At 71.1% G+C, this 17,981-nt stretch carries 22 protein-coding genes; 14 read left to right on the top strand and 8 right to left on the bottom strand.

Going from position 1 to position 17,981, the window contains the following annotated elements; translation table 11 throughout:
• From MTF65_RS10220 to MTF65_RS10205, 4 genes are all read left to right on the top strand, one after another.
• Entirely contained in the window at positions 1–195 is a 195-nt protein-coding gene (locus MTF65_RS10220; RefSeq protein WP_243628235.1) for a hypothetical protein, read from the top strand.
• A 47-nt stretch (positions 196–242) separates the two neighbouring features.
• The gene (locus MTF65_RS10215) at positions 243–791 is read left to right on the top strand and encodes a hypothetical protein (RefSeq protein WP_243628234.1); all 549 of its coding nucleotides are present in this window, start codon (positions 243–245) and stop codon (positions 789–791) included.
• 92 nt (positions 792–883) lie between these two features.
• Positions 884–1,645: an alpha/beta fold hydrolase gene (locus tag MTF65_RS10210; protein WP_243628233.1), complete on the top strand. Its 762-nt coding sequence runs from the start codon at positions 884–886 to the stop codon at positions 1,643–1,645.
• Between the two features lie 75 nt (positions 1,646–1,720).
• Entirely contained in the window at positions 1,721–2,362 is a 642-nt protein-coding gene (locus MTF65_RS10205) for a Uma2 family endonuclease (RefSeq protein WP_243628232.1), read from the top strand.
• Positions 2,363–2,365: 3 nt separating this feature from the next.
• Here the strand turns inward: MTF65_RS10205 and MTF65_RS10200 are convergent, their stop codons facing one another.
• Positions 2,366–3,352 (bottom strand): helix-turn-helix transcriptional regulator, encoded by a 987-nt coding sequence (locus MTF65_RS10200; protein WP_243628231.1) that lies wholly within the window; start codon positions 3,350–3,352, stop codon positions 2,366–2,368.
• A gap of 296 nt (positions 3,353–3,648) precedes the next feature.
• Here MTF65_RS10200 and MTF65_RS10195 point away from each other — a divergent pair, with 296 nt between their 5' ends.
• The 4 genes from MTF65_RS10195 to MTF65_RS30215 all read left to right on the top strand — a co-directional run bounded on the left by MTF65_RS10195 (position 3,649) and on the right by MTF65_RS30215 (position 7,206).
• Positions 3,649–3,801 (top strand): hypothetical protein, encoded by a 153-nt coding sequence (locus tag MTF65_RS10195; protein WP_243628230.1) that lies wholly within the window; start codon positions 3,649–3,651, stop codon positions 3,799–3,801.
• 5 nt (positions 3,802–3,806) lie between these two features.
• Entirely contained in the window at positions 3,807–4,085 is a 279-nt protein-coding gene (locus MTF65_RS10190) for a hypothetical protein (RefSeq protein ID WP_243628229.1), read from the top strand.
• A 281-nt stretch (positions 4,086–4,366) separates the two neighbouring features.
• Entirely contained in the window at positions 4,367–5,818 is a 1,452-nt protein-coding gene (locus MTF65_RS10185; protein WP_243628228.1) for a CHAP domain-containing protein, read from the top strand.
• 113 nt (positions 5,819–5,931) lie between these two features.
• Positions 5,932–7,206, top strand: coding sequence for a transglycosylase family protein (locus MTF65_RS30215; protein ID WP_279398801.1), 1,275 nt, complete (start codon positions 5,932–5,934; stop codon positions 7,204–7,206).
• Between the two features lie 77 nt (positions 7,207–7,283).
• Here the strand turns inward: MTF65_RS30215 and MTF65_RS10175 are convergent, their stop codons facing one another.
• Positions 7,284–7,523, bottom strand: a complete 240-nt coding sequence (locus MTF65_RS10175; protein WP_243628227.1) for a DUF397 domain-containing protein — start codon at positions 7,521–7,523, stop codon at positions 7,284–7,286.
• Positions 7,520–8,335, bottom strand: a complete 816-nt coding sequence (locus MTF65_RS10170; protein WP_243628226.1) for a helix-turn-helix transcriptional regulator — start codon at positions 8,333–8,335, stop codon at positions 7,520–7,522. Before MTF65_RS10170 ends, MTF65_RS10175 begins: the two co-directional genes overlap by 4 nt.
• Before the next feature lie 96 nt (positions 8,336–8,431).
• Between MTF65_RS10170 and MTF65_RS10165 the strand changes: the two genes are divergently transcribed.
• The 5 genes from MTF65_RS10165 to MTF65_RS10145 all read left to right on the top strand — a co-directional run bounded on the left by MTF65_RS10165 (position 8,432) and on the right by MTF65_RS10145 (position 11,682).
• On the top strand, positions 8,432–8,842 hold the full coding sequence (locus tag MTF65_RS10165; protein ID WP_243628225.1) for a hypothetical protein: 411 nt from the start codon (positions 8,432–8,434) through the stop codon (positions 8,840–8,842).
• Positions 8,843–8,917: 75 nt separating this feature from the next.
• Positions 8,918–9,322: a hypothetical protein gene (locus MTF65_RS10160; protein ID WP_243628224.1), complete on the top strand. Its 405-nt coding sequence runs from the start codon at positions 8,918–8,920 to the stop codon at positions 9,320–9,322.
• A gap of 3 nt (positions 9,323–9,325) precedes the next feature.
• Entirely contained in the window at positions 9,326–9,754 is a 429-nt protein-coding gene (locus tag MTF65_RS10155) for a DCC1-like thiol-disulfide oxidoreductase family protein (RefSeq protein WP_243628223.1), read from the top strand.
• Positions 9,755–9,765: 11 nt separating this feature from the next.
• Positions 9,766–10,494: a TetR family transcriptional regulator gene (locus MTF65_RS10150; protein ID WP_243628222.1), complete on the top strand. Its 729-nt coding sequence runs from the start codon at positions 9,766–9,768 to the stop codon at positions 10,492–10,494.
• A 102-nt stretch (positions 10,495–10,596) separates the two neighbouring features.
• Entirely contained in the window at positions 10,597–11,682 is a 1,086-nt protein-coding gene (locus MTF65_RS10145; RefSeq protein ID WP_243628221.1) for a DNA alkylation repair protein, read from the top strand.
• Positions 11,683–11,694: 12 nt separating this feature from the next.
• On the opposite strand, the gene MTF65_RS10140 is transcribed toward MTF65_RS10145, so the two are convergent.
• Together MTF65_RS10140 and MTF65_RS10135 are read right to left on the bottom strand one after the other, a co-directional pair.
• Positions 11,695–13,197 (bottom strand): metallophosphoesterase, encoded by a 1,503-nt coding sequence (locus MTF65_RS10140; RefSeq protein WP_243628220.1) that lies wholly within the window; start codon positions 13,195–13,197, stop codon positions 11,695–11,697.
• Positions 13,194–13,451 carry an SCO4848 family membrane protein gene (locus tag MTF65_RS10135; protein ID WP_243628219.1) on the bottom strand — a complete coding sequence of 86 codons (258 nt, stop codon included), beginning with the start codon at positions 13,449–13,451 and terminating at the stop codon, positions 13,194–13,196. The genes MTF65_RS10140 and MTF65_RS10135 overlap by 4 nt, the downstream gene beginning before the upstream one ends.
• Before the next feature lie 121 nt (positions 13,452–13,572).
• Here MTF65_RS10135 and MTF65_RS10130 point away from each other — a divergent pair, with 121 nt between their 5' ends.
• Positions 13,573–14,886 carry a D-alanyl-D-alanine carboxypeptidase family protein gene (locus tag MTF65_RS10130; protein ID WP_243628218.1) on the top strand — a complete coding sequence of 438 codons (1,314 nt, stop codon included), beginning with the start codon at positions 13,573–13,575 and terminating at the stop codon, positions 14,884–14,886.
• On the opposite strand, the gene MTF65_RS10125 is transcribed toward MTF65_RS10130, so the two are convergent.
• From MTF65_RS10125 to trpS, 3 genes are all read right to left on the bottom strand, one after another.
• On the bottom strand, positions 14,883–15,830 hold the full coding sequence (locus MTF65_RS10125; protein ID WP_243628217.1) for a YihY/virulence factor BrkB family protein: 948 nt from the start codon (positions 15,828–15,830) through the stop codon (positions 14,883–14,885). The genes MTF65_RS10130 and MTF65_RS10125 overlap by 4 nt on opposite strands.
• 183 nt (positions 15,831–16,013) lie before the next feature.
• The gene (locus MTF65_RS10120; protein WP_243628216.1) at positions 16,014–16,610 is read right to left on the bottom strand and encodes a 2'-5' RNA ligase family protein; all 597 of its coding nucleotides are present in this window, start codon (positions 16,608–16,610) and stop codon (positions 16,014–16,016) included.
• Between the two features lie 116 nt (positions 16,611–16,726).
• Positions 16,727–17,740, bottom strand: coding sequence for a tryptophan--tRNA ligase (trpS, locus tag MTF65_RS10115; RefSeq protein ID WP_243628215.1), 1,014 nt, complete (start codon positions 17,738–17,740; stop codon positions 16,727–16,729).
• Positions 17,741–17,981: the final 241 nt, after the last annotated feature.

Below are 17,981 nucleotides of genomic sequence, written 5' to 3'. Positions count from 1 at the left end.
TTGACGCACCTCTCGCACCGCTCGGCCCTGGCGGGCCTCGCGGGCTTCGAGGTGCTGCGACGGACTCCGTCCGTCGGCCTCGGCCGAGGTCGGCGGACGCGTGAGGCCCGCACCCCCGAGGGGGTGCGGGCCTCCTTCGTCCCCACCGGGCCCGGGAGCGCGTGGGTCAACACCCGGGTCCGCGCCACCTTCTGACGGGGGGACAGCCCGGGCGGACCCGCGCCTGTGGAAGGATCGGCCATATGAGTGAGCAGCAGCCGAATCCGTACGCGAGCGACCCCGGTCAGGTCCCCGGCCAGGGCTCCGGCCAGCCGGCCCAGGACGACTACAGGTGGGGCCCGGGCCAGGCCAGTTACGGCTATCCGCAGCCCTACCCGCAACCCCCGGCGTACCAGCCGACCATCGGCGGCGCCGGACTCCCCGCCCCGGCCCAGCCCCCGGCCCACGGCGGCCAGGTCTTCGCCCTCGGGGACATCAGCATCGCCGGGGACCAGATCATCACCCCGTCGGGGTCGATGCCGCTCAGGGGCGCGATGTGGAACGCCACCGACTTCTCGCGCACCGAGGAGAAGATGCCGACCCACGCGATCGTGCTGGCGATCATCTTCTTCCTGTTCTGCCTGCTGGGCCTGCTGTTCCTCCTGATGAAGGAGAAGAGGACCACCGGCTTCATCCAGGTCACCGTGTCCGGCGGCGGCCGCCACCACTCCACGATGATCCCGGCGACCGACGCCGGCACCTTCCACTGGGTCATGAACCAGCTCAACTACGCCCGCTCGCTCAGCATCTGACGCGGCGGCGGCCCGCCCGATGCCACGCCGCCGGGGGCCGGGCGATCGGAAACCCGGTGGCGGGTGGGTCGGGCTCCGGGCAGGATCGGCGGATGATCATCGCTCATGACGTGACCGGGCCCGCCGACGGCCCGGCCGTGGTTCTGCTGCACTCCTCCGTCTGCGACCGGCGCATGTGGGAGCCCCAGTGGGCGCCGCTGGCCGAGGCCGGATTCCGGGTGGTCCGGCCGGACTTCAGGACCTGCGGCGAATCCCCCGCCGCCGAGGCCCCGTACAGCGACCACGGCGACGTGCTCGCGCTGCTGGACCACCTCGGCATCGAACGGGCGGTGCTCGTCGGCTCCTCCTACGGCGGCCGCGTCGCGCTGCTGCTCGCGGCGCTGACGCCCGAGCGGGTCAGCGGCCTGGCCCTGCTCTGCCCCGCTCTCCCCGGCCAGGTCCGCGGCCCCGCACTCCAGGCCTTCGCCGCCGCCGAGGACGCCCTGCTGGAGGCCGGAGACCTGGCGGGCGCCGCCGAGTTCAACGCCCGCCACTGGCTGGGCCCCGACGCCGACGAGGCCGCGCACGCCCTCGTACGGGCCATGCAGCTGCGCGCGTTCGAGGTCGCCCTGACCGCCACCGGGGACCACGAACTCCCGGAGCCGGCCATCGACCTCTCCGCCGTCACGGCCCCCGTCCTGGCGATCGGCGGCGCCCACGACATCCCGGACTTCCGCGCGGTCCCGGCCCACCTGGCGTCCCGGATCCCGGGCGCGACCGCCCGGGAACTCCCCTGGGCGGGCCACCTCCCGTCCCTGGAACGCCCGACGGAGACGACGCGGCTGCTGCTGGAGTTCCTCCACCCGATCCGGTGACGCGGGCGCTTACGGGACGTGCGGCTCTCACGGTCCTACGATGATGTCCTCGACCCAGCCCACGGGAGGCCCGGAATGTCCACAGCGCCCGTCGAGCACCCTGAGCCCTCCGACGATGAGAGGCCGCTGACCCTCCTCGAAGAGGCGGACCAGCTCATGGAGCGGAACCCCGGCTATCGCGTCGAGATCATCGGAGGCATCCTCACCGTGACCCCACCGCCGGACGCCCCACACGCACGCGCACTGACGAAGCTCATGGCCCCCTTCCTCGCCGCAGGCCTGGGCGACAGTGAGACCGAGGTGCTCCAGGGGATCGGCCTCTGGCTGCCCGACGGGCCCGAGGACTACGCGATCCCGGACCTGTCGGTGGTCGATGGCGACATCGACGACCACCTCATCGAGTTCAACTGCTATGACCCGGCGGCATTCCGCCTGGTGCTGGAAGTGACCTCGTCGAACTACAACAACGACCTGCGCGCCAAGGCCGTCGCCTATGCCCAGGCCCAGGTGCCCGTCTACGTCATCGTCAACCGCAAGCACCAGCGGGTGCACGTCCTGACCGACCCCATCGAGGGTAAGTACGACAGCCACCGCATCCTCGCCGCAGGCGAGCTGGCCACCCTGCCCGACTCGATCGGCGCGAAGGTCACCCTCGACGTGGAACAGCTCCTGGCGGCGGGCCGGCCGCAGGCCAAGAAGGCCCAGCCGGGCGACTGAGTACTAGAGCCAGCCGCGCTGGGCCGCCTTGAGGCCCGCCTCGAAGCGGCTGGAGGCGTCGAGGCGTTCCATCAGGGCGGCCATCTGGCGCCGTACGGTGCGCAGGGAGATGCCGAGGCGCTTGCCCGCGGCCTCGTCCGTCATGCCGGAGGCGAGGAGGCTGAGGAGTTCCCTCTCGCCGGGGGCCAGCCCGGTCCGTTCGTCCTGGGGCTTGTCGGCGCCGAGCGGGACCGCGCTGTGCCACGTCTGCTCGAACAGGGCGGTCAGCGAGGCTACGATGCCCGGCTCCCGGGTGCACAGGGCGCCCAGCCGCGTGTTCGCCGGATCGACGGGTACGACGGCGACCTCGCGGTCGAAGACGAGCAGGCGGGGCGGGAGCGTCGGGTGGGTGCGGACCAGCCCGCCCTCCGTCGTCATCCACCGGGCGTAGGCGAGCGTGGCGGGGTCGTTGCGCACGCTGTCCTGGTAGAGGGTCAGGAGCGCGACACCGCGGCCCATCGCGTCCTCGTCCAGGGGGCGCGAGGCGTCCAGACTGGCCTGGGACTGGGCGCCGCCCGGCATCACGGACAGGCACTCGCGGGAGACCTCCTTCGCGAGCACCTCCAGCTTGCCCTGGATCGCGTCGAGCCCGACGAGGCGTTCCGTGCTGTCGGCCCTCGTGTTCGGCCGCAGGTCGGCGTACTCGGCGACGGCGCGCGCCGCGGCGGCCTTGCTCCGGGCGAGCTCCTGCTGGCGGCGCAGGAGGTCCTCCTCCTGGCGGCGCAGGATCAGCTCCAGCCCCACCTCCGGGCTGACCGGCCGCATCGCCCCCGGCATGTCCCTTGAGGCGCGCAGGAGTTCAAGGTCGGCGAGCTCGTCCAGGGCCCCCCGTACGGCCGCCTCGGTCAGATCCAGCCGCGCGCAGAGGTCGGCGACCCCTCCCAGAGGATCGGTGAGCATCGCCCGGTAGACGGCTTCCGATGTGGTGCCCAGCCCCAGTACTGCCAGCATGTCCAGCCCCCCGACTGTATTTCGAACGCACTCTCTCGTTCGGCCACGTGATCATCGCAGGACCTGCACAGACGTCGCAATGAAGCCATCTCAAAGGCCGGAATCGCGCCGAGGTGGCACCAAGGTGCCAGGCAGTTTGGTGCCGGTCTCCGCCCCTTCCCGGGGCTCCCCGGGCCGACCAAGATGGTGATCACACCGGAACGGCGGGGGAGTCGAAAGCCCCCGGCCAGGCCCCAAGGCCCGGCCTACAGCCCGACCGGATCCAAAATCCACGTCGTCACTTCGGGGGCACAGCCATGTCGAAAACCTCTCGCCGCCTCACCACCGCCATCGTCTCGGCCCTGCTGGGCGGCGCCCTCGCCGTCGGCAACGGAATCGGCTGGGACGTGGCCCCCGCCTCGGTCAGCGCCTCGGGCTCGGTCGTGAGCAACGGCATCGGCTGGGACTGATCGGTGTGCTCCTCGTGCACCTGCCCCTCGCCAGTGACACCGGCTTAGCGGGCACGGAGAGCGAAGCCGCCCTCCTCCAGGACGCCATCTGGGTCCACGCCGGACCGCAGCACTCGCTCGAACACATCCGGGTCCGTCCCGTCGAGCACGGCATGAACGTCGCTCTGTTCGTCCGGGCCGACAACCTCGCCGACGCCCGAGTCAAAGCCCGCAGCCTGCTCTCGCACGTCATCGGAGCACGCGCCGCCCGTGGCTACCGCCTCGCTGATTCGAGGCAAGGGTGACCCACGGCCCAACCGCTCCAACCGCTCCAACCGCTCAGACCGTCCGGCCGCTCCGCCGGTCTTCCGCCCCCGACCGCTGCTCCTGCAGGGCAGCTGTCCACCGCGGAGTGACCCGCCATCGAGCCGTCGAGCCCTCGCACCGCCGGGCACGGCCACCGCGCCGCCCGTCCCTTTCGCCCCGTCCCAGTGGGCGACTTCCAGCTTCGCAACACCTTCTGAACCTTCTGACCACACCAGTTCGGCCCTGATGCCCGGGGCCGCCATGCCTCCTGGAGAGCATCATGTCCGCACGCCGTACCTCCCGCACCCTGTCCATCGCCCTCGCCGCCTTCGTCGCCGCACCCCTGATGGCCGTCCTGCCCTCCACCCTGGCGAACGCCGAGTCCCAGACCGTGGCGTCCATCGCCCGAGGAGAGGTCGGCGGGACCTGTAGCGACTACAACTGCCAGAACCCGACCGCCTGGTGCGCCGAGTTCGTCCGCTGGGTCTGGAACCAGGCCGGCGCCGACGTCTCCGGTGTCACCCCCGCCGCAGTGAGCCTCTACACGTACGGCGGGAACAAGGGAACGCGCCACAGCACCCCCCAGGTCGGTGACGCGGTGCTCTACGACAAGGACGGCTCGGTCACCGACGGAAACGCCGACCACGTCAACATCGTCGTGGCCGTCTCGGGCGACGAGATCCAGACCGTCGGCGGAAACGAGAGCGGCGGCGTGCGGTTCCGCGGCTGGTTCAACTGGCGCACCCACTCCTCCCCGGTCGGCGCCGGCCGCGCCCTCGCCTTCATCGGCCCGTCCGGTCTGAGCGAGACCCCCTCCGTACCGGTCAGCCAGGCCGGTGACCTCTTCCACGCCACCCGGCTGGTCAACGGAGACTGGGAGTCCTTCCAGCCGCTGAACGGCGTCGGCGGCGCGGCCTTCTTCAACGCCAAGCAGGAGTCGATCACCGCGACGCCGGACGGCTCCACCCAGACGCTGGCCACGGGCAACGACGGAAACCTGTACCACACGGCCCGCTACCCCGACGGCTCGTGGACCGGCTGGGCGCCGCTCGACGGGTACCAGGGCGCGGCGACCTTCGGCGCCAAGGCCCAGACCATCGCCGGCATGGGCAACGGCGACGCCCAGGTCATGGCCGTGGGCAACGACGGCAAGATCTACCACAACGCCCGCTTCGTGAGCGGCTCCTGGCAGGGCTGGGTGCCGGTGGGCGACTGGGGCGCGCAGAAGATCGCCGCCGCCGGCCTGCCGAACGGAAGCATGCAGTCGCTGATCGTGGGCAACGACGGCAACGTCTACCACAACGTCCGTAGCGTGGACGGCACCTGGCAGGGCTGGTTCGCGGTGGACGGCTTCGGTGGCGCCGCCACCTTCCAGGGCAAGGACGTAGCGGTGGCGGGCATGCCGAACGGCGACGCGCAGTTCCTGGCCACCGGCACGGACGGGACCGTCTACCACAACATCCGCTTCGCCAACGGCACCTGGCAGGGCTGGAGCAAGACGGCCGGCGTCGGCGGCGCCACGACCTTCGCCGCGAGCAGCATCGGCATCACCGGTATGCCGAACGGCGACACCCAGATCCTGGCGGTCGGCAACGACGGCAAGGCGTACCACTCGGCCCGCTACGCCGGCGGCCAGTGGCAGGGCTGGTGGAACACGGGCATGGGCGCCCAGAAGGTCGGGATCGCGGGCCTGGGCAACGGCGAGGCGCAGATGCTCGTCACCCGCAGCTAGCCCTCAGCACCCACGGGCCGACCCGCCGCTCTCCGGCGGGTCGGCCCGTGGGTGCCGCCACCCTCCCCGCCCCGCCCCTCCCCTGCCCTGCGCTGCCAGAGAAGAGACCTCCGATGTCCCGCACCCCGCGCCGCCCGCGCCTCGCCGCCGCCATCGCCACCGCCGCCGTCACCCTCAGCCTGTCGGCGCTCTCCGTCGGCTCCTCGCAGGCCGCTTCGGTCGCCACCTGGGACAAGGTGGCGCAGTGCGAGAGCACCGGCAACTGGAGCATCAACACCAACAACGGCTACTACGGTGGCCTCCAGATAGCCAAGCCCACCTGGGACGCCTTCGGAGGCAAGCAGTACGCGGCCTACCCGCACCAGGCCACCAAGGTGCAGCAGATCCTGACCGCCGAGAAGATCCTCGCGGGTCAGGGCCCCGGCGCCTGGGGCGGCTGCGCGACCTACGCCAATCTCGGTTCGGACCACGCGGACCCGTACCCGGACGCGCCCACCAGCCAGGCGGGGGACTTCTACCACGCGATACGCCAGGTCGACGGGTCGTGGACCAGCTTCAACGCGGTCGGCGGTTTCGACGGCTCACCGTTCTTCAACGGGTCGCAGGAGGCCATCACGTCCACGCCGGACGGTTCGGCGCAGGTGCTCGGCACCGGGACCGACGGCAACCTCTACCACTCGGCTCGCTACAGCAACGGCACCTGGACGGGCTGGGCGCCGCTGGACGGGTACCAGGGCGCGGCGAAGTTCGGCGCCAAGGGCGAGGCCATCGCGGGCATGGGCAACGGCGACGCCCAGATCATGGCCATCGGCAACGACGGCAAGATCTACCACAACGCCCGCTACGTGAACGGCTCCTGGCAGGGCTGGCAGCCGGTGGGCGACTGGAGCGCGCAGAAGATCGCCGCCGCCGCGCTCCCCAACGGCGACCTCCAGGTCCTGATCGTCGGCAACGACGGCAACCTGTACCACAGCCTCCGTACGGCCGGCGGCTCTTGGCAGGCCTGGAACGCGGTCTCGGGTGTCGGCACCGCCGCCACCTTCCAGGCCGGCAGCATCGCCATCGCGGGTCTGCCCAACGGCGACAGCCAGCTCCTGGCGGTCGGCAACGACGGCAAGACCTACCACAACATCCGCTTCGCGAGCGGTTCCTGGCAGGGCTGGGGCGCCGTCGAGGGCATCGCCTCCGCGAGCAGCGTCGCCATCACCGGCATGCCGAACGGCGACACGCAGATCCTCGCCACGGGCCAGGGCGGCACCACCTACCACAACGCCCGTTTCGCGAGCGGTTCCTGGCAGGGCTGGTGGAACACCGGCTTCGGCTCCCAGAAGGTCGCCCTGGCGGGCATGGGCGACGGCGCCGCCCAGATGCTCGTCACCCGCAGCTGACCGCCGCCGCCGTCACTCGGCCACGCCCGCCGCCCCCGGACTCCACCGGGGGCGGCGGGCGTGGCCCCGTTGCGGCCCTAGGCCGCAGCGAAGTCCGTGAAGGCCGCCCATGCCGTCGGTGTGACGGTGAACGCGGGGCGGGCAGTGTCCTTCGAGTCCCGGACGTGGACGGCGGAGGGGCACGCCGCCACCTCTACACACTGACCGCCGTCGCTACCGCTGTAGCTGCTCTTCTGCCAGGCCATGGCGACTTCGACGCACTCGCCGCCGTCGCCACCGCTGTAACTGCTCTTGAACCAGGCCAGTTCGGTGCTCATTGCTCTCCTAGCAGCCGCTCGATCCGCTGCGCCGAGTCCTGCGGGTTCAGCGCCATCCCTCGAATGTTCGCATGGCGTTGGACCATCTCGCTGACCACAGCCCGGTCGGAAATCACCCAGCTCTGGCCCTGCCCTTCGACGTATCCGAGCATCCGGTGCGCAGGGGTCTCGGCGATCGTCATGGGCCCCACCGAGCCCAGCGCCACCTCGCACTCCAAGGGGACAAGCTGGATGGACACGTACGGCAACCGCCCGCACTCCAGAAGGTGTTCGAGCTGTTCCCGCCAGACCCTCTCCCCACCGATTTTGCGCAGCAGGAAGGTCTCCTCCAGCACGAAGCACAGCACTGGGGGCGGGTCCCGGTGCAGAACCGCCTGGCGGTCCAAGCGGGCGTCCAGTCGTCGCTCTATCTCCTTGGTTCCGACCGGCGGCCAGTGGTCCTCGAAGACCTGGCGCGCGTAGGCCTCGGTCTGGAGCAGGCCGTGCAGCACGTGGGTGGAGTACACCCAGAGGCTCACCGCCTTGGCCTCGATCGGGAGGAAGTTCCGGAACTGCGGTGCGTACCGCTCCTCCTCCAGGTACGGCACGACGACCTTCAACAGGCCCTGCCCGCCCAGCAGGTCGTCCACCGTCTCGATCGTCCCCACGTCCATCGACCGCTCGCCCCGCTCGAACGCGCCGATCGTCGAGGGGGAGAAATTGGTCTGGCCACCCAGCTCCTGCCGCGAGAGCCCGCGTTTCTCGCGGAGCGTCCGCAGCTGCGCGCCCAGCCCGCGCCGCAGCGCCGACGGGAGGGGTTCACTTGAGTTCACAGGCTCGGACACCGGCTTCACAGCCCTTCACGGTTCGCTGTCTGTAGCGGCGTGACTACTGGTCCAGGCTAGAGCTGATGCGTCAGCCTGTGCGGCATGAACGAGGAAATCTCCCCCCACTCCTGGGCGCCCGACTGGGTCCCGGACTCCGGATTTCAACTGCGGCTCGCCGGTGTGCACTTCGACGCCCTCCGGATCCAGGGGCAGCTCGGCGAGGAGACCGCCAAGCAGCTGTGCCGGCTGGCCGGCTACGACCCCGGGCCGATCGTGTACGAGCTCAACGGCTTCCGGTGGATGTACTTCCTGCTGCCGCCCGGCACCGTCCGGGAGCGCAGCTGGCCCTCGTACGCCCAGCGGTACAGCTCCCGTACCCGCCCGGCCGTCGCCGCCTACGTCGGCGTGCCCGCGCTGAGCGGCTGTACGTGGCCCCTGGCCTGGCGGTCGCTGCCGACGCGCGAGCGCCCGTATGTCGATCCGGACCAGCTGGAAAAAGCTATCGGAGACTGACGCTTGAACCTGTTCAAAAGAAGGTCTACAGTCAACGACGTCAGCAGTTGAACACGTTCAAGGGGGCTGAGGGCTGTGGACCTCACCGTGGTCGCGTACGTCATCTACCTGCTCATCAGCATCGGACTCACCGTCTGGGTGGCCCGTACGCTCAGCCGCAACGGCCGGATCTTCATCGCCGACGTCCTCCAGGGGAACGAGAAGCTGGCGGACGCCGTGAACCACCTGCTGGTGGTCGGCTTCTACCTCGTGAACATCGGGTTCGTGACCCTCTACCTCCGCTCGGGCGGGACGATCCTCGAAGCCCGCGGCCTGTTCGAGGCCCTGTCGGTCAAGCTCGGCGTCGTCCTGCTCGTCCTCGGCGGCATGCACCTCGGCAACGTCTGGGTGCTGAACAAGATGCGCCGTCGCGGGATCATGGAGCGTCAGCAGACCCCGCCGGTCGCCCCGCAGGGGTGGACCGTGCCGGCCGGGGCCTGACCGGTGGCCACGGCGAAGAGCCGGCCCGTCCGGCACCTGACCGTGCTGTACGACGCGAACTGCCCGCTCTGCGTCCACATCCGGCACTGGCTGCTCGGGCAGCGTTGGCTCGTACCGCTGCGGCTCGTCCCGGCCGGGTCCTACGAGGCGCGTCAGCGGTTCCCGGTCCTCGACCACGCGGCGACGCTCCGCCAGATCACCGTGGTCGGGGACACGGGTCAGGTGTGGACCGGCACCGACGCCTTCATCGTGTGCCTGTGGGCGCTGGCCGAGCACCGTCCGAGGGCGAACTGGCTGGCCACCCCGGCCGGCCGGCCCTTCGCCCGGGCGGCCATGCACACGGCCTCCGCCTGGCGGGCCGCGGTGCGGACCAACGGCGAAGCGGAGTCCGGGGAACCGGCCTGTGACGACCAGTGCGCCGTACCCCGATAAGGTCGGACACCGTGACTGATCAGAAGGCTCCCAAGAGCGAACAGACCCGCACGCTCATCCTCGAAACCGCGCTCCGTCTCTTCCAGGAGCGCGGCTTCGACAAGACGACCATGCGGGCCATCGCCAAGGAGGCGGGGGTCTCGGTCGGCAACGCCTACTACTACTTCGGATCGAAGGAACACCTCGTCCAGGGCTTCTACGACCGGATCGGCGCCGCTCACCAGGCGGCGGTCCGGCCCATCCTGGACAGCGAGACCGACTTGCAGAAGCGGCTCGCGGGCGTGCTGACGAGCTGGCTGGACATCGCCGCCCCGTACCACGAGTTCGCCTCCCAGTTCTTCAAGAACGCGGCGGACCCCGAAAGTCCGCTCAGCCCCTTCTCGCCCGAGTCGGAGCCCGCGCGGCAGGCGGCGATCGAGATGCACCGCGAGGTGCTGGCGGGGGCGAAGACCAAGGTTCCGGAGGAACTGGCCGACGTACTGCCGGAGCTGATGTGGCTCTCGCAGATGGGCCTGGTCCTGTACTGGGTGTTCGACCGCTCACCGAACAGCGAGAAGAGCCGGCGGCTCGCCGAACGCGGGGCGCAGCTCACGACGCGCGGCATCGTCCTGGCCCGCTTCCGCGTGCTGCGGCCGCTGGTGCGCGAGGTCCACGAGCTGTTCACGGACTTCCTGCCGGGCATGGCCGAGACGGCGGTGGGCCGCAAGCGCGCCGCCGACGCCGACGGACCCGCTGCCTAGGCCGCGCAAGGCGGCCCTCAGCCGAATCGGCACAGTGCACGAGATGCGGCACGCTCAGGGTCTGCACACCGCATAGCCCCCGAGATCAAGGAGAGTGACGCTGTGCCCTCGGCAGACGAACTACTCAGCGCGGACACCGTCGCCGGCCTTGCCCGATGCCTTACGCGAGCCGGTGACGGGATCACGGCGCAGGAGACCCGGGGGTGCGGCGCCGTCCTGGACGGGCTGAGCTTCACCGAGCGTGTCGCCCTGATCAGAAATGCCGTCCTGGTTGATCTTCCGGCGGACTACCCGGCCTTCGCGAACGTATTGCGCGCCGCACTGCGGGACAGCGATTTCACCGGATGGATGATCTTCCCGGTCACCGAGGCCGTCGCCGTACGTGGCCGGGACGCCTTCGAACCAGCGCTCGCCCTGCTTGCAGAACTCACCCCGCGCCTGACCGCGGAGATCGCCGTCCGGCCCTTCCTCCGTGCCGACCTGGAACGCGCGCTCGGGGTCATGACGCCGTGGACCGCGCATCCCGACCTCCACGTCCGCCGACTGGCCAGTGAGGGCACGCGGCCAAGACTGCCCTGGGCGCCCCGGCTTCCGGAGCTGATCGCCGATCCGACACCCGCACTGCCCCTGCTCGACGCGCTGTACCGGGATGACTCCGAGTACGTCCGCAGATCAGTGGCCAACCACCTCAACGACATCAGCCGTGACCACCCCGACATCGCCACTGGTGTCGCGGCGCGCTGGCTGAGCGACCCGGCACCGACGACGGCCCGGTTGGTACGGCACGGCCTGCGCACCCTGATCAAGTCCGGCCACGCCGGGGCCCTCACGCTGCTCGGCCACTCCCCGGACAGTCCCGTCGCCGTCGAGGGCCCGCACGTCCACGCCTCGGAGATCCGGGTCGGCGACTATCTGCTGTTCGACTACTCGGTGACCAACACGCACGATCAGACCGCTCAGCTCGTCGTCGACTACGTCGTCCACCATATGAAAGCCAACGGGACCCGCACCCCCAAGGTCTTCAAACTCACCACGCGGTCCCTGGCTCCCGGCGAGACGTGGCGCGCGACACGCAGACACTCCTTCAAGCCGATCAGCACCCGGCGCTACCACCCGGGTGTCCATCTGGTGCAGCTCCAGGTCAACGGCCGATCCCACGGGGAAGCCTCGTTCACGCTGCACTGCTGAGGGCATCTCGCGTCAGGCCTGGTACGAGGCCAGCTCCACGACGGTGATGTCGGACGGCGCGCCGACCCGGACCGGGGGACCCCAGGCGCCCGCGCCGCGGGACACGTACAGCTGGGTGTCGCCGTAGCGCTCCAGCCCGGCGACGGTGGGATTGGCGAGCTCCGCGATGTAGTTGCCGGGCCAGAGCTGGCCGCCGTGGGTGTGGCCGGACAGCTGGAGGTCCACGCCGTGCCGGACCGCGTCGTGGATGACGACCGGCTGGTGGGCGAGGAGTACGGCGGCCCGGGCCCGGTCCCGGTCGCCGAGGGCCGCCTGGAAGTCCGGGCCCTGGCCCTCCCGCTCGCCCGCGATGTCGTTCACCCCGGCGAGGTCGAAGTGCGGCAGGGCCCGCCGGGCGTTCTCCAGCGGGGTCAGGCCGAGTTCGCGGACGTGTTCGACCCACGGCTGCGCCCCCGAGAAGTACTCGTGGTTCCCGGTGACGAAGTACGAGCCGTGGCGGGCGCGGAGGCGGCGCAGCGGCTCGGCGGCCGGGCCGAGGTCGTGGACGGTGCCGTCGACGAGGTCGCCGACGATGGCGATGGCGTCCGGCTGGGTGCGGTTGACGGCGTCCACGATGCGCTGGGTGTGGGCGCGGCCGAGGATCGGGCCGAGGTGGATGTCGCTGACGACGGCGATCCGGAAGCCGTGCGCTGCGCGGGGCAGCTTGGCGAGGGGGACCTGGACGCGCTTGACGCGCGGCCCGCGCATGACCCCGTACGTCCCGTACCCGACGGTCCCGACGGCCGCGGCGGCGGCCGCCCCGCCGACCGCCCGCGCGATCAGCGTCCGCCGGGTCACCCCCACCGCCACCTCGCCTGCGGCGTCGCCGAACTCGCCGGACCCGGTTCCGTCGACCTGGCTCCCCACCGGCGCGGTGGCCTCACCCGCCGCGCCGGCCCCCGGGCCGGGGGCCGGGCCGGTGGCCGGGGCGGGAGCCGGGGCGGGAGCCTGCGGCGCTGTTCCCCTACCCGCCCCTTCCCGAAACCGGGGCTCCGCCCCGGACCCCATGCCCGCCGCGGCCATGCCATCCAGCCCCTCCGGCGTTTGAGGAGCGGGGTCCGGGGCGGAGCCCCGGGAAGCCTGGGCCGCACCCACCAGCCCCTCCGGCGATTGAGGAGCGGGGGTACCCGGGCCGGACCCCGGCAGGCGGGCGGCCCGGTTTCCCCGGCGGAGCAGAAGGGCTCGGAGCGGCTCCGCGATCAGCATCGCCAGCGTCAGATACAGCAGCACCGCCAGCCACATGAACCCCGGCCAGGACACCACCCGCTGGAGCCAGAACGGAACACCGGCCCGGCCGGCGACGAGGGCCGCCACCGACAGCAGCGGCAGCGCGAAGGCCAGGGCCGTGCCCGCGCGGCGCCATCCGCCGCCCGGCCGCGAGGTGTCCCGGACCAGTCGGATCCAGAGCCACCGGTGCACCAGCACCAGCAGCGCCACCACCGTCAGCGCGATCAGCGCGAAGATCAGGATCGTCATCGTGATTCCCGCCGCGATTCCCGCCGCAGCGCCCGCACGCCACGCCACCCGATCACACCAACGGCCGTCCCCAGGAGAAGAGAGGTCACGGCCAGGAGAAGGTGGACCCAGAAGTAGGACGTCGGGTCGCCCGCGGCGTCAAATGCCAGGCCGCTGCCGTTCTTCCACAGGTTCCGGACGAAGGACACCCAGATGAACCAGCTCCACACTCCGAAGGCGAGCAGGAACCAGGAGGCGGTGCGGCTGAGTTTCATGTGCCCAGTATCGGATTCGTCCCCAGGACGGACGCGCCGGGGTGGGCTGTACCGGGGGTGGTTGCGCCGGTTTGGCCGGTCCGCGACGCCGGACAGAGCATCGGGATGTACTTTCACCTGCGTGTCTGCCAAGAAGACCGCGCTGGCGGTCCTTTCCGCCGCGCTGCTGGTCCCCGTGCTGCTCACGGCCCCCGCGCACGCCGTCCCGCGCACGCCCCCGCCCCCCGCGCCCCCGGCGCCCCCGCCCCCGCCGACGCCCGACAACGGCAAGGGCAAGGGCAACGGCAAGGGCAAGGGCAGGCCCCAGCAGGCCCCCGCGCCCCCGGTGTCGATGTCCTCGATCGGCGGTGCCCGGCTCGGCCAGCCGGGGACGCAGGTGAACCTGCTGCCCGGCGCGCCCGCCCTGCCGGAGAGCCTCACCGGGCGGTCGTGGATCGTGGCGGACGGCGACTCCGGCGAGGTCCTGGCCTCGCACAACGCGCACTGGAAGCTGCCCCCGGCCTCCACGATGAAGATGCTCTTCGCGGACACCCTGCTGCCCGGCCTCCCCAAGGACGAGGTCCACAAGGTCACGTGGGAGGAGATGTCCGACGTCGGCGAGGGCTCCAGCCTCGTCGGGGTCAAGGAGGACCACGAGTACTCCGTCCACGACCTGTGGCTCGGGGTGTTCCTGCGGTCCGGCAACGACGCCGTGCACGTACTTTCGGCCATGAACGGGGGCATCGAGAAGACCGTCAAGGACATGCAGGCGCACGCCGAGGAGCTCCAGGCCCTCGACACGCACGTGGTGTCCCCCGACGGCTACGACGCTCCGGGCCAGGTGTCCAGCGCCTACGACCTCACCCTCATCGCCCGCTCCGGGCTGCGGAAGCAGGACTTCAAGGAGTACTGCGGCACGGTCAGCGCGAAGTTCCCCGGCATGCAGGGGTCCGGCAAGGAGCGCGACTACTTCGAGATCCAGAACACGAACCGGCTGATGACGGGCTCCGGCGGCCTCACCCCCTACAAGGGCATCTCCGGGGTGAAGAACGGCACCACCACCATGGCCGGTTCGACCTTCACCGGCTCCGCCCAGCGCGACGGCAAGACGCTGCTGGTCACGGTGATGAACCCGGGTGCCGGCGGCCTCAACTCCGTCTACGAGGAGACCGCCGACCTCCTCGACTGGGGGTTCGCGGCATCCGGCAAGGTCAAGCCGGTGGGTGAGCTGGTGCCGCCGAAGAGCGAGGACACCGCCTCCGTGGGCTCGCCCGCCCAGTCCCACGAGCACACGTCGGCGTCCGTGCAGGGCGCCGGCGGCGGGGCCGGGACCGCGCTCGGCATCGCGGGCGGGGCGCTGGCCGTCGTGGCGGGCGGGGTGCTCGTCGCCAACCGCCGCCGCCCGCGCCGCCCGCGCGACGGCCACGACTCCGACGACGCGGAACTCCTGCCCTAGGTCCTGCCGGGCGCGGGCGCGGGCCCGGGCGCGGGCTCCGGGTCAGGCGTGCCGTCGGCGTCCGCGTCGGCGTCCGCGTCCGCGTCGGCGTCCGCGTCGTCACCGGTGGCGGTCCAGGCCGCGCAGTACAGCAGCAGTTTCGCCGTGAAGTTGATCCAGAGCAGCAGGGCGATCGGCACGCCGAACGCCCCGTACATGCTCTTCGCCGCGACCTCCCGCATGTAGCCGCTGAGCAGCAGCTTCAGCAGCTCGAAGCCCGCCGCGCCGATGAGGGCCGCCTGGATCAGGCGGCCGCGCGGCGGTTGGACGCCGGGCAGCAGGGTCAGGAGGTAGAGCAGGAGCAGGAAGGCGGCCAGGACCCCCACGAGGAACGCGCCGGTCCGCAGCAGGCCACCGCCCACGCCCTGCCGGGGGATGCCGAGCCAGCCGCCGACCTTCCCGACCGCGCTGGAGCCGATGATCGAGGCCGCGGCGGACGCCAGGCCCGCGCCGCCCAGGCCCAGCAGGACCAGCGCGTCCTTGCCCTTGCGCGTGAAGGGGTTTCCCTCGTCCTCGTCGTCCTTCTCCCAGACCGCGCGCAGACATTCCCGCATCGAGCCGACCCAGCCGATGCCGGTGAACAGCAGGAGGGCGCCGGCGACGAGCCCGACCGTGCCCGCGTTCGCGACGAGCCCGTCGAGGTCCAGCTGGTCGGAGATGCCGGGGACTTGTTCGGCGAGGGTCTTCTGGAGCGTGTCCAGCTGCTCCGGGCTGAGGAGCGCCGCGCCCACCGCGGCCGCCACGGTGATGAGCGGGAAGAGGGAGAGGAAGCTGATGAAGGTGATCGCGGCGGCGAGCCGTGTCCAGTGCGCCCGGTCGAGACGCTCGTACGAACGCCACGCGCGCGTCCGCATCAGCGCGGCTGCCCACGGCCCGATCACGGGGAGCTTCGTCAGCCAGTCCATAGCCAGTCCATGGGGTCACCGTAAATCAGGCGCCGGAAATAGCGGGGATTGTCGCATTCGGGCACTACGGTCGTCGTTTGTGACTTTTCGCCTGACGGCTTGCCCGTTCCATGCCCTGGTTCTACGGAGGATCAGGTTCGGCGCCCGGCTGGCCCTGCGGCCGCTGACCGCGCGGCCGCCCCGTCACGAGGGGCGTATGGCCGCCTCGGCCGCGTCATCGGCCGGTGAGCTCAGCTGCGCCGGGACCCCGGTGGGGCCGGTGCCGAACGGGTACTCGCGCAGCTTGCGCCAGACACCGTCGGAGCCCTGCTCGTAGAGCGCGAAGCCCTCGCAGACCCATCCTGCCGTGTAGGCGGCGAGGGCGGTGAACGCCAGGTCCATCGCCTCCTCGGAGATCCCGTGGGCGACCGTGACGTGCGGGTGGTACGGGAACGCCAGCTCGCGGTTGAGCGGCCCCTCGGGGTCACGGACCTGGTGCTGGAGGCGGGTGCAGCCCTGGGCGCCCTCGACGATCTGGACGAAGACGACCGGCGAGAGCGGCCGGAAGGTTCCCGTGCCGGCCAGCCGCATCGCGAAGGAGCGGAAGGCGGCCGCGACCTGGGCGAGGTGCGCGCGGATCTCCGGCAGCCGCTCCGACGCCACCTCGGTGGGCGGCAGGAGGGTGACATGCGTGGGAATGCCGTGCGCGGCGGCGTCCCCGAAGCCGGCGCGCCGCTGCTGGAGCTGGCTGCCGTACGGCTCCGGGACCGCGATCGAAACGCCGAGCGTTACGGTCCCCACGTATGTCTCCTCCGTCTGTGTGCGACCTGTGTGCGTGGACGCTGCCGCCAGTGTGGGGGCAGCACCCCCCGGACCGCCAGGGGCCTCTTTTTGTCCGTATTTTCGTCCAAGCGGTTTCAGTGCTTGGCGGGCAGGAAACCGAGGCGGTCGTACGCCTGCGCCAGGGTCTCGGCGGCGACCGCGCGGGCCTTCTCCGCGCCCTTGGCGAGGATCGAGTCCAGCGTCTCGGGGTCGTCCAGGTATTCCTGGGTGCGCTGCCTGAACGGTGTGACGAAATCGACCATCACGGCGGCCAGGTCGGTCTTCAGCGCGCCGTAGCCCTTGCCCTCGTACTGCGCCTCCAGGGCGGGGATCGTGTCGCCCGTGAGGGTGGAGTAGATCGTGAGCAGGTTGCTGACGCCGGGCTTCTTCTCGGTGTCGAAGCGGATCTCGGCCTCGGTGTCGGTGACCGCGCTCTTGATCTTCTTCTCGGTGACCTTGGGCTCGTCGAGGAGGTTGATCAGGCCCTTGGGCGAGGACGCGGACTTCGACATCTTGATCGTCGGGTCCTGGAGGTCGTAGATCTTCGCGACCTCCTTGACGATGTGCGCGGCGGGCAGCGTGAAGGTCTGGCCGAAGCGCTGGTTGAAGCGCTCGGCCAGGTCGCGGGTCAGCTCGATGTGCTGGCGCTGGTCCTCGCCGACGGGGACGGCGTTCGCCTGGTAGAGCAGGATGTCGGCGACCTGGAGGATCGGGTACGTGAACAGGCCGACGGTGGCGTTGTTCGCGCCCTGCTTGGCGGACTTGTCCTTGAACTGGGTCATCCGGCTGGCCTCGCCGAAGCCGGTGATGCAGTTCATGACCCAGCCGAGCTGCGCGTGCTCGGGGACGTGGCTCTGGATGAAGAGCGTGCAGCGCTCGGGGTCCAGGCCGGCGGCGAGCAGCTGGGCGGCGGAGAGCCGGGTGTTCGCGCGGAGATCCTTCGGATCCTGCGGCATGGTGATCGCGTGCAGGTCGACGACCATGTAGAAGGCGTCGTGCGTCTCCTGTAGGGCGACGTACTGACGGATGGCTCCGAGGTAGTTCCCGAGGTGGAACGAACCGGAGGTGGGCTGGATGCCGGAGAGCGCGCGAGGACGATCAGAAGCCATGGCTTCATTCTCTCAGGTGCGGGGGCGGGCTCGGGCCCGCCACTGGCCTGATCCCTCCGGGTCGCGCCGCCGACACCGCTGCCGTACCGGGGTACCGGACAGTATCGGCCCGTCCGGATCTTGCCCCGGCCGAGCGACCGCTTTCCGTTCGGGGTACGGGGGGATCCCGCTGCGCGGGGCATCCTGGGCTCCGCCCAGACCCGCGCCTCAAACGCCGGCGGGGCTGGTTTCTGGCTGAGCC

The organism is Streptomyces sp. APSN-46.1 (assembly GCF_022815725.1).
Lineage (GTDB): Bacteria > Actinomycetota > Actinomycetes > Streptomycetales > Streptomycetaceae > Streptomyces.
The sequence above is the reverse complement of the archived record's forward strand: the minus strand, read 5'-3'. Positions and strand labels throughout refer to the sequence as shown.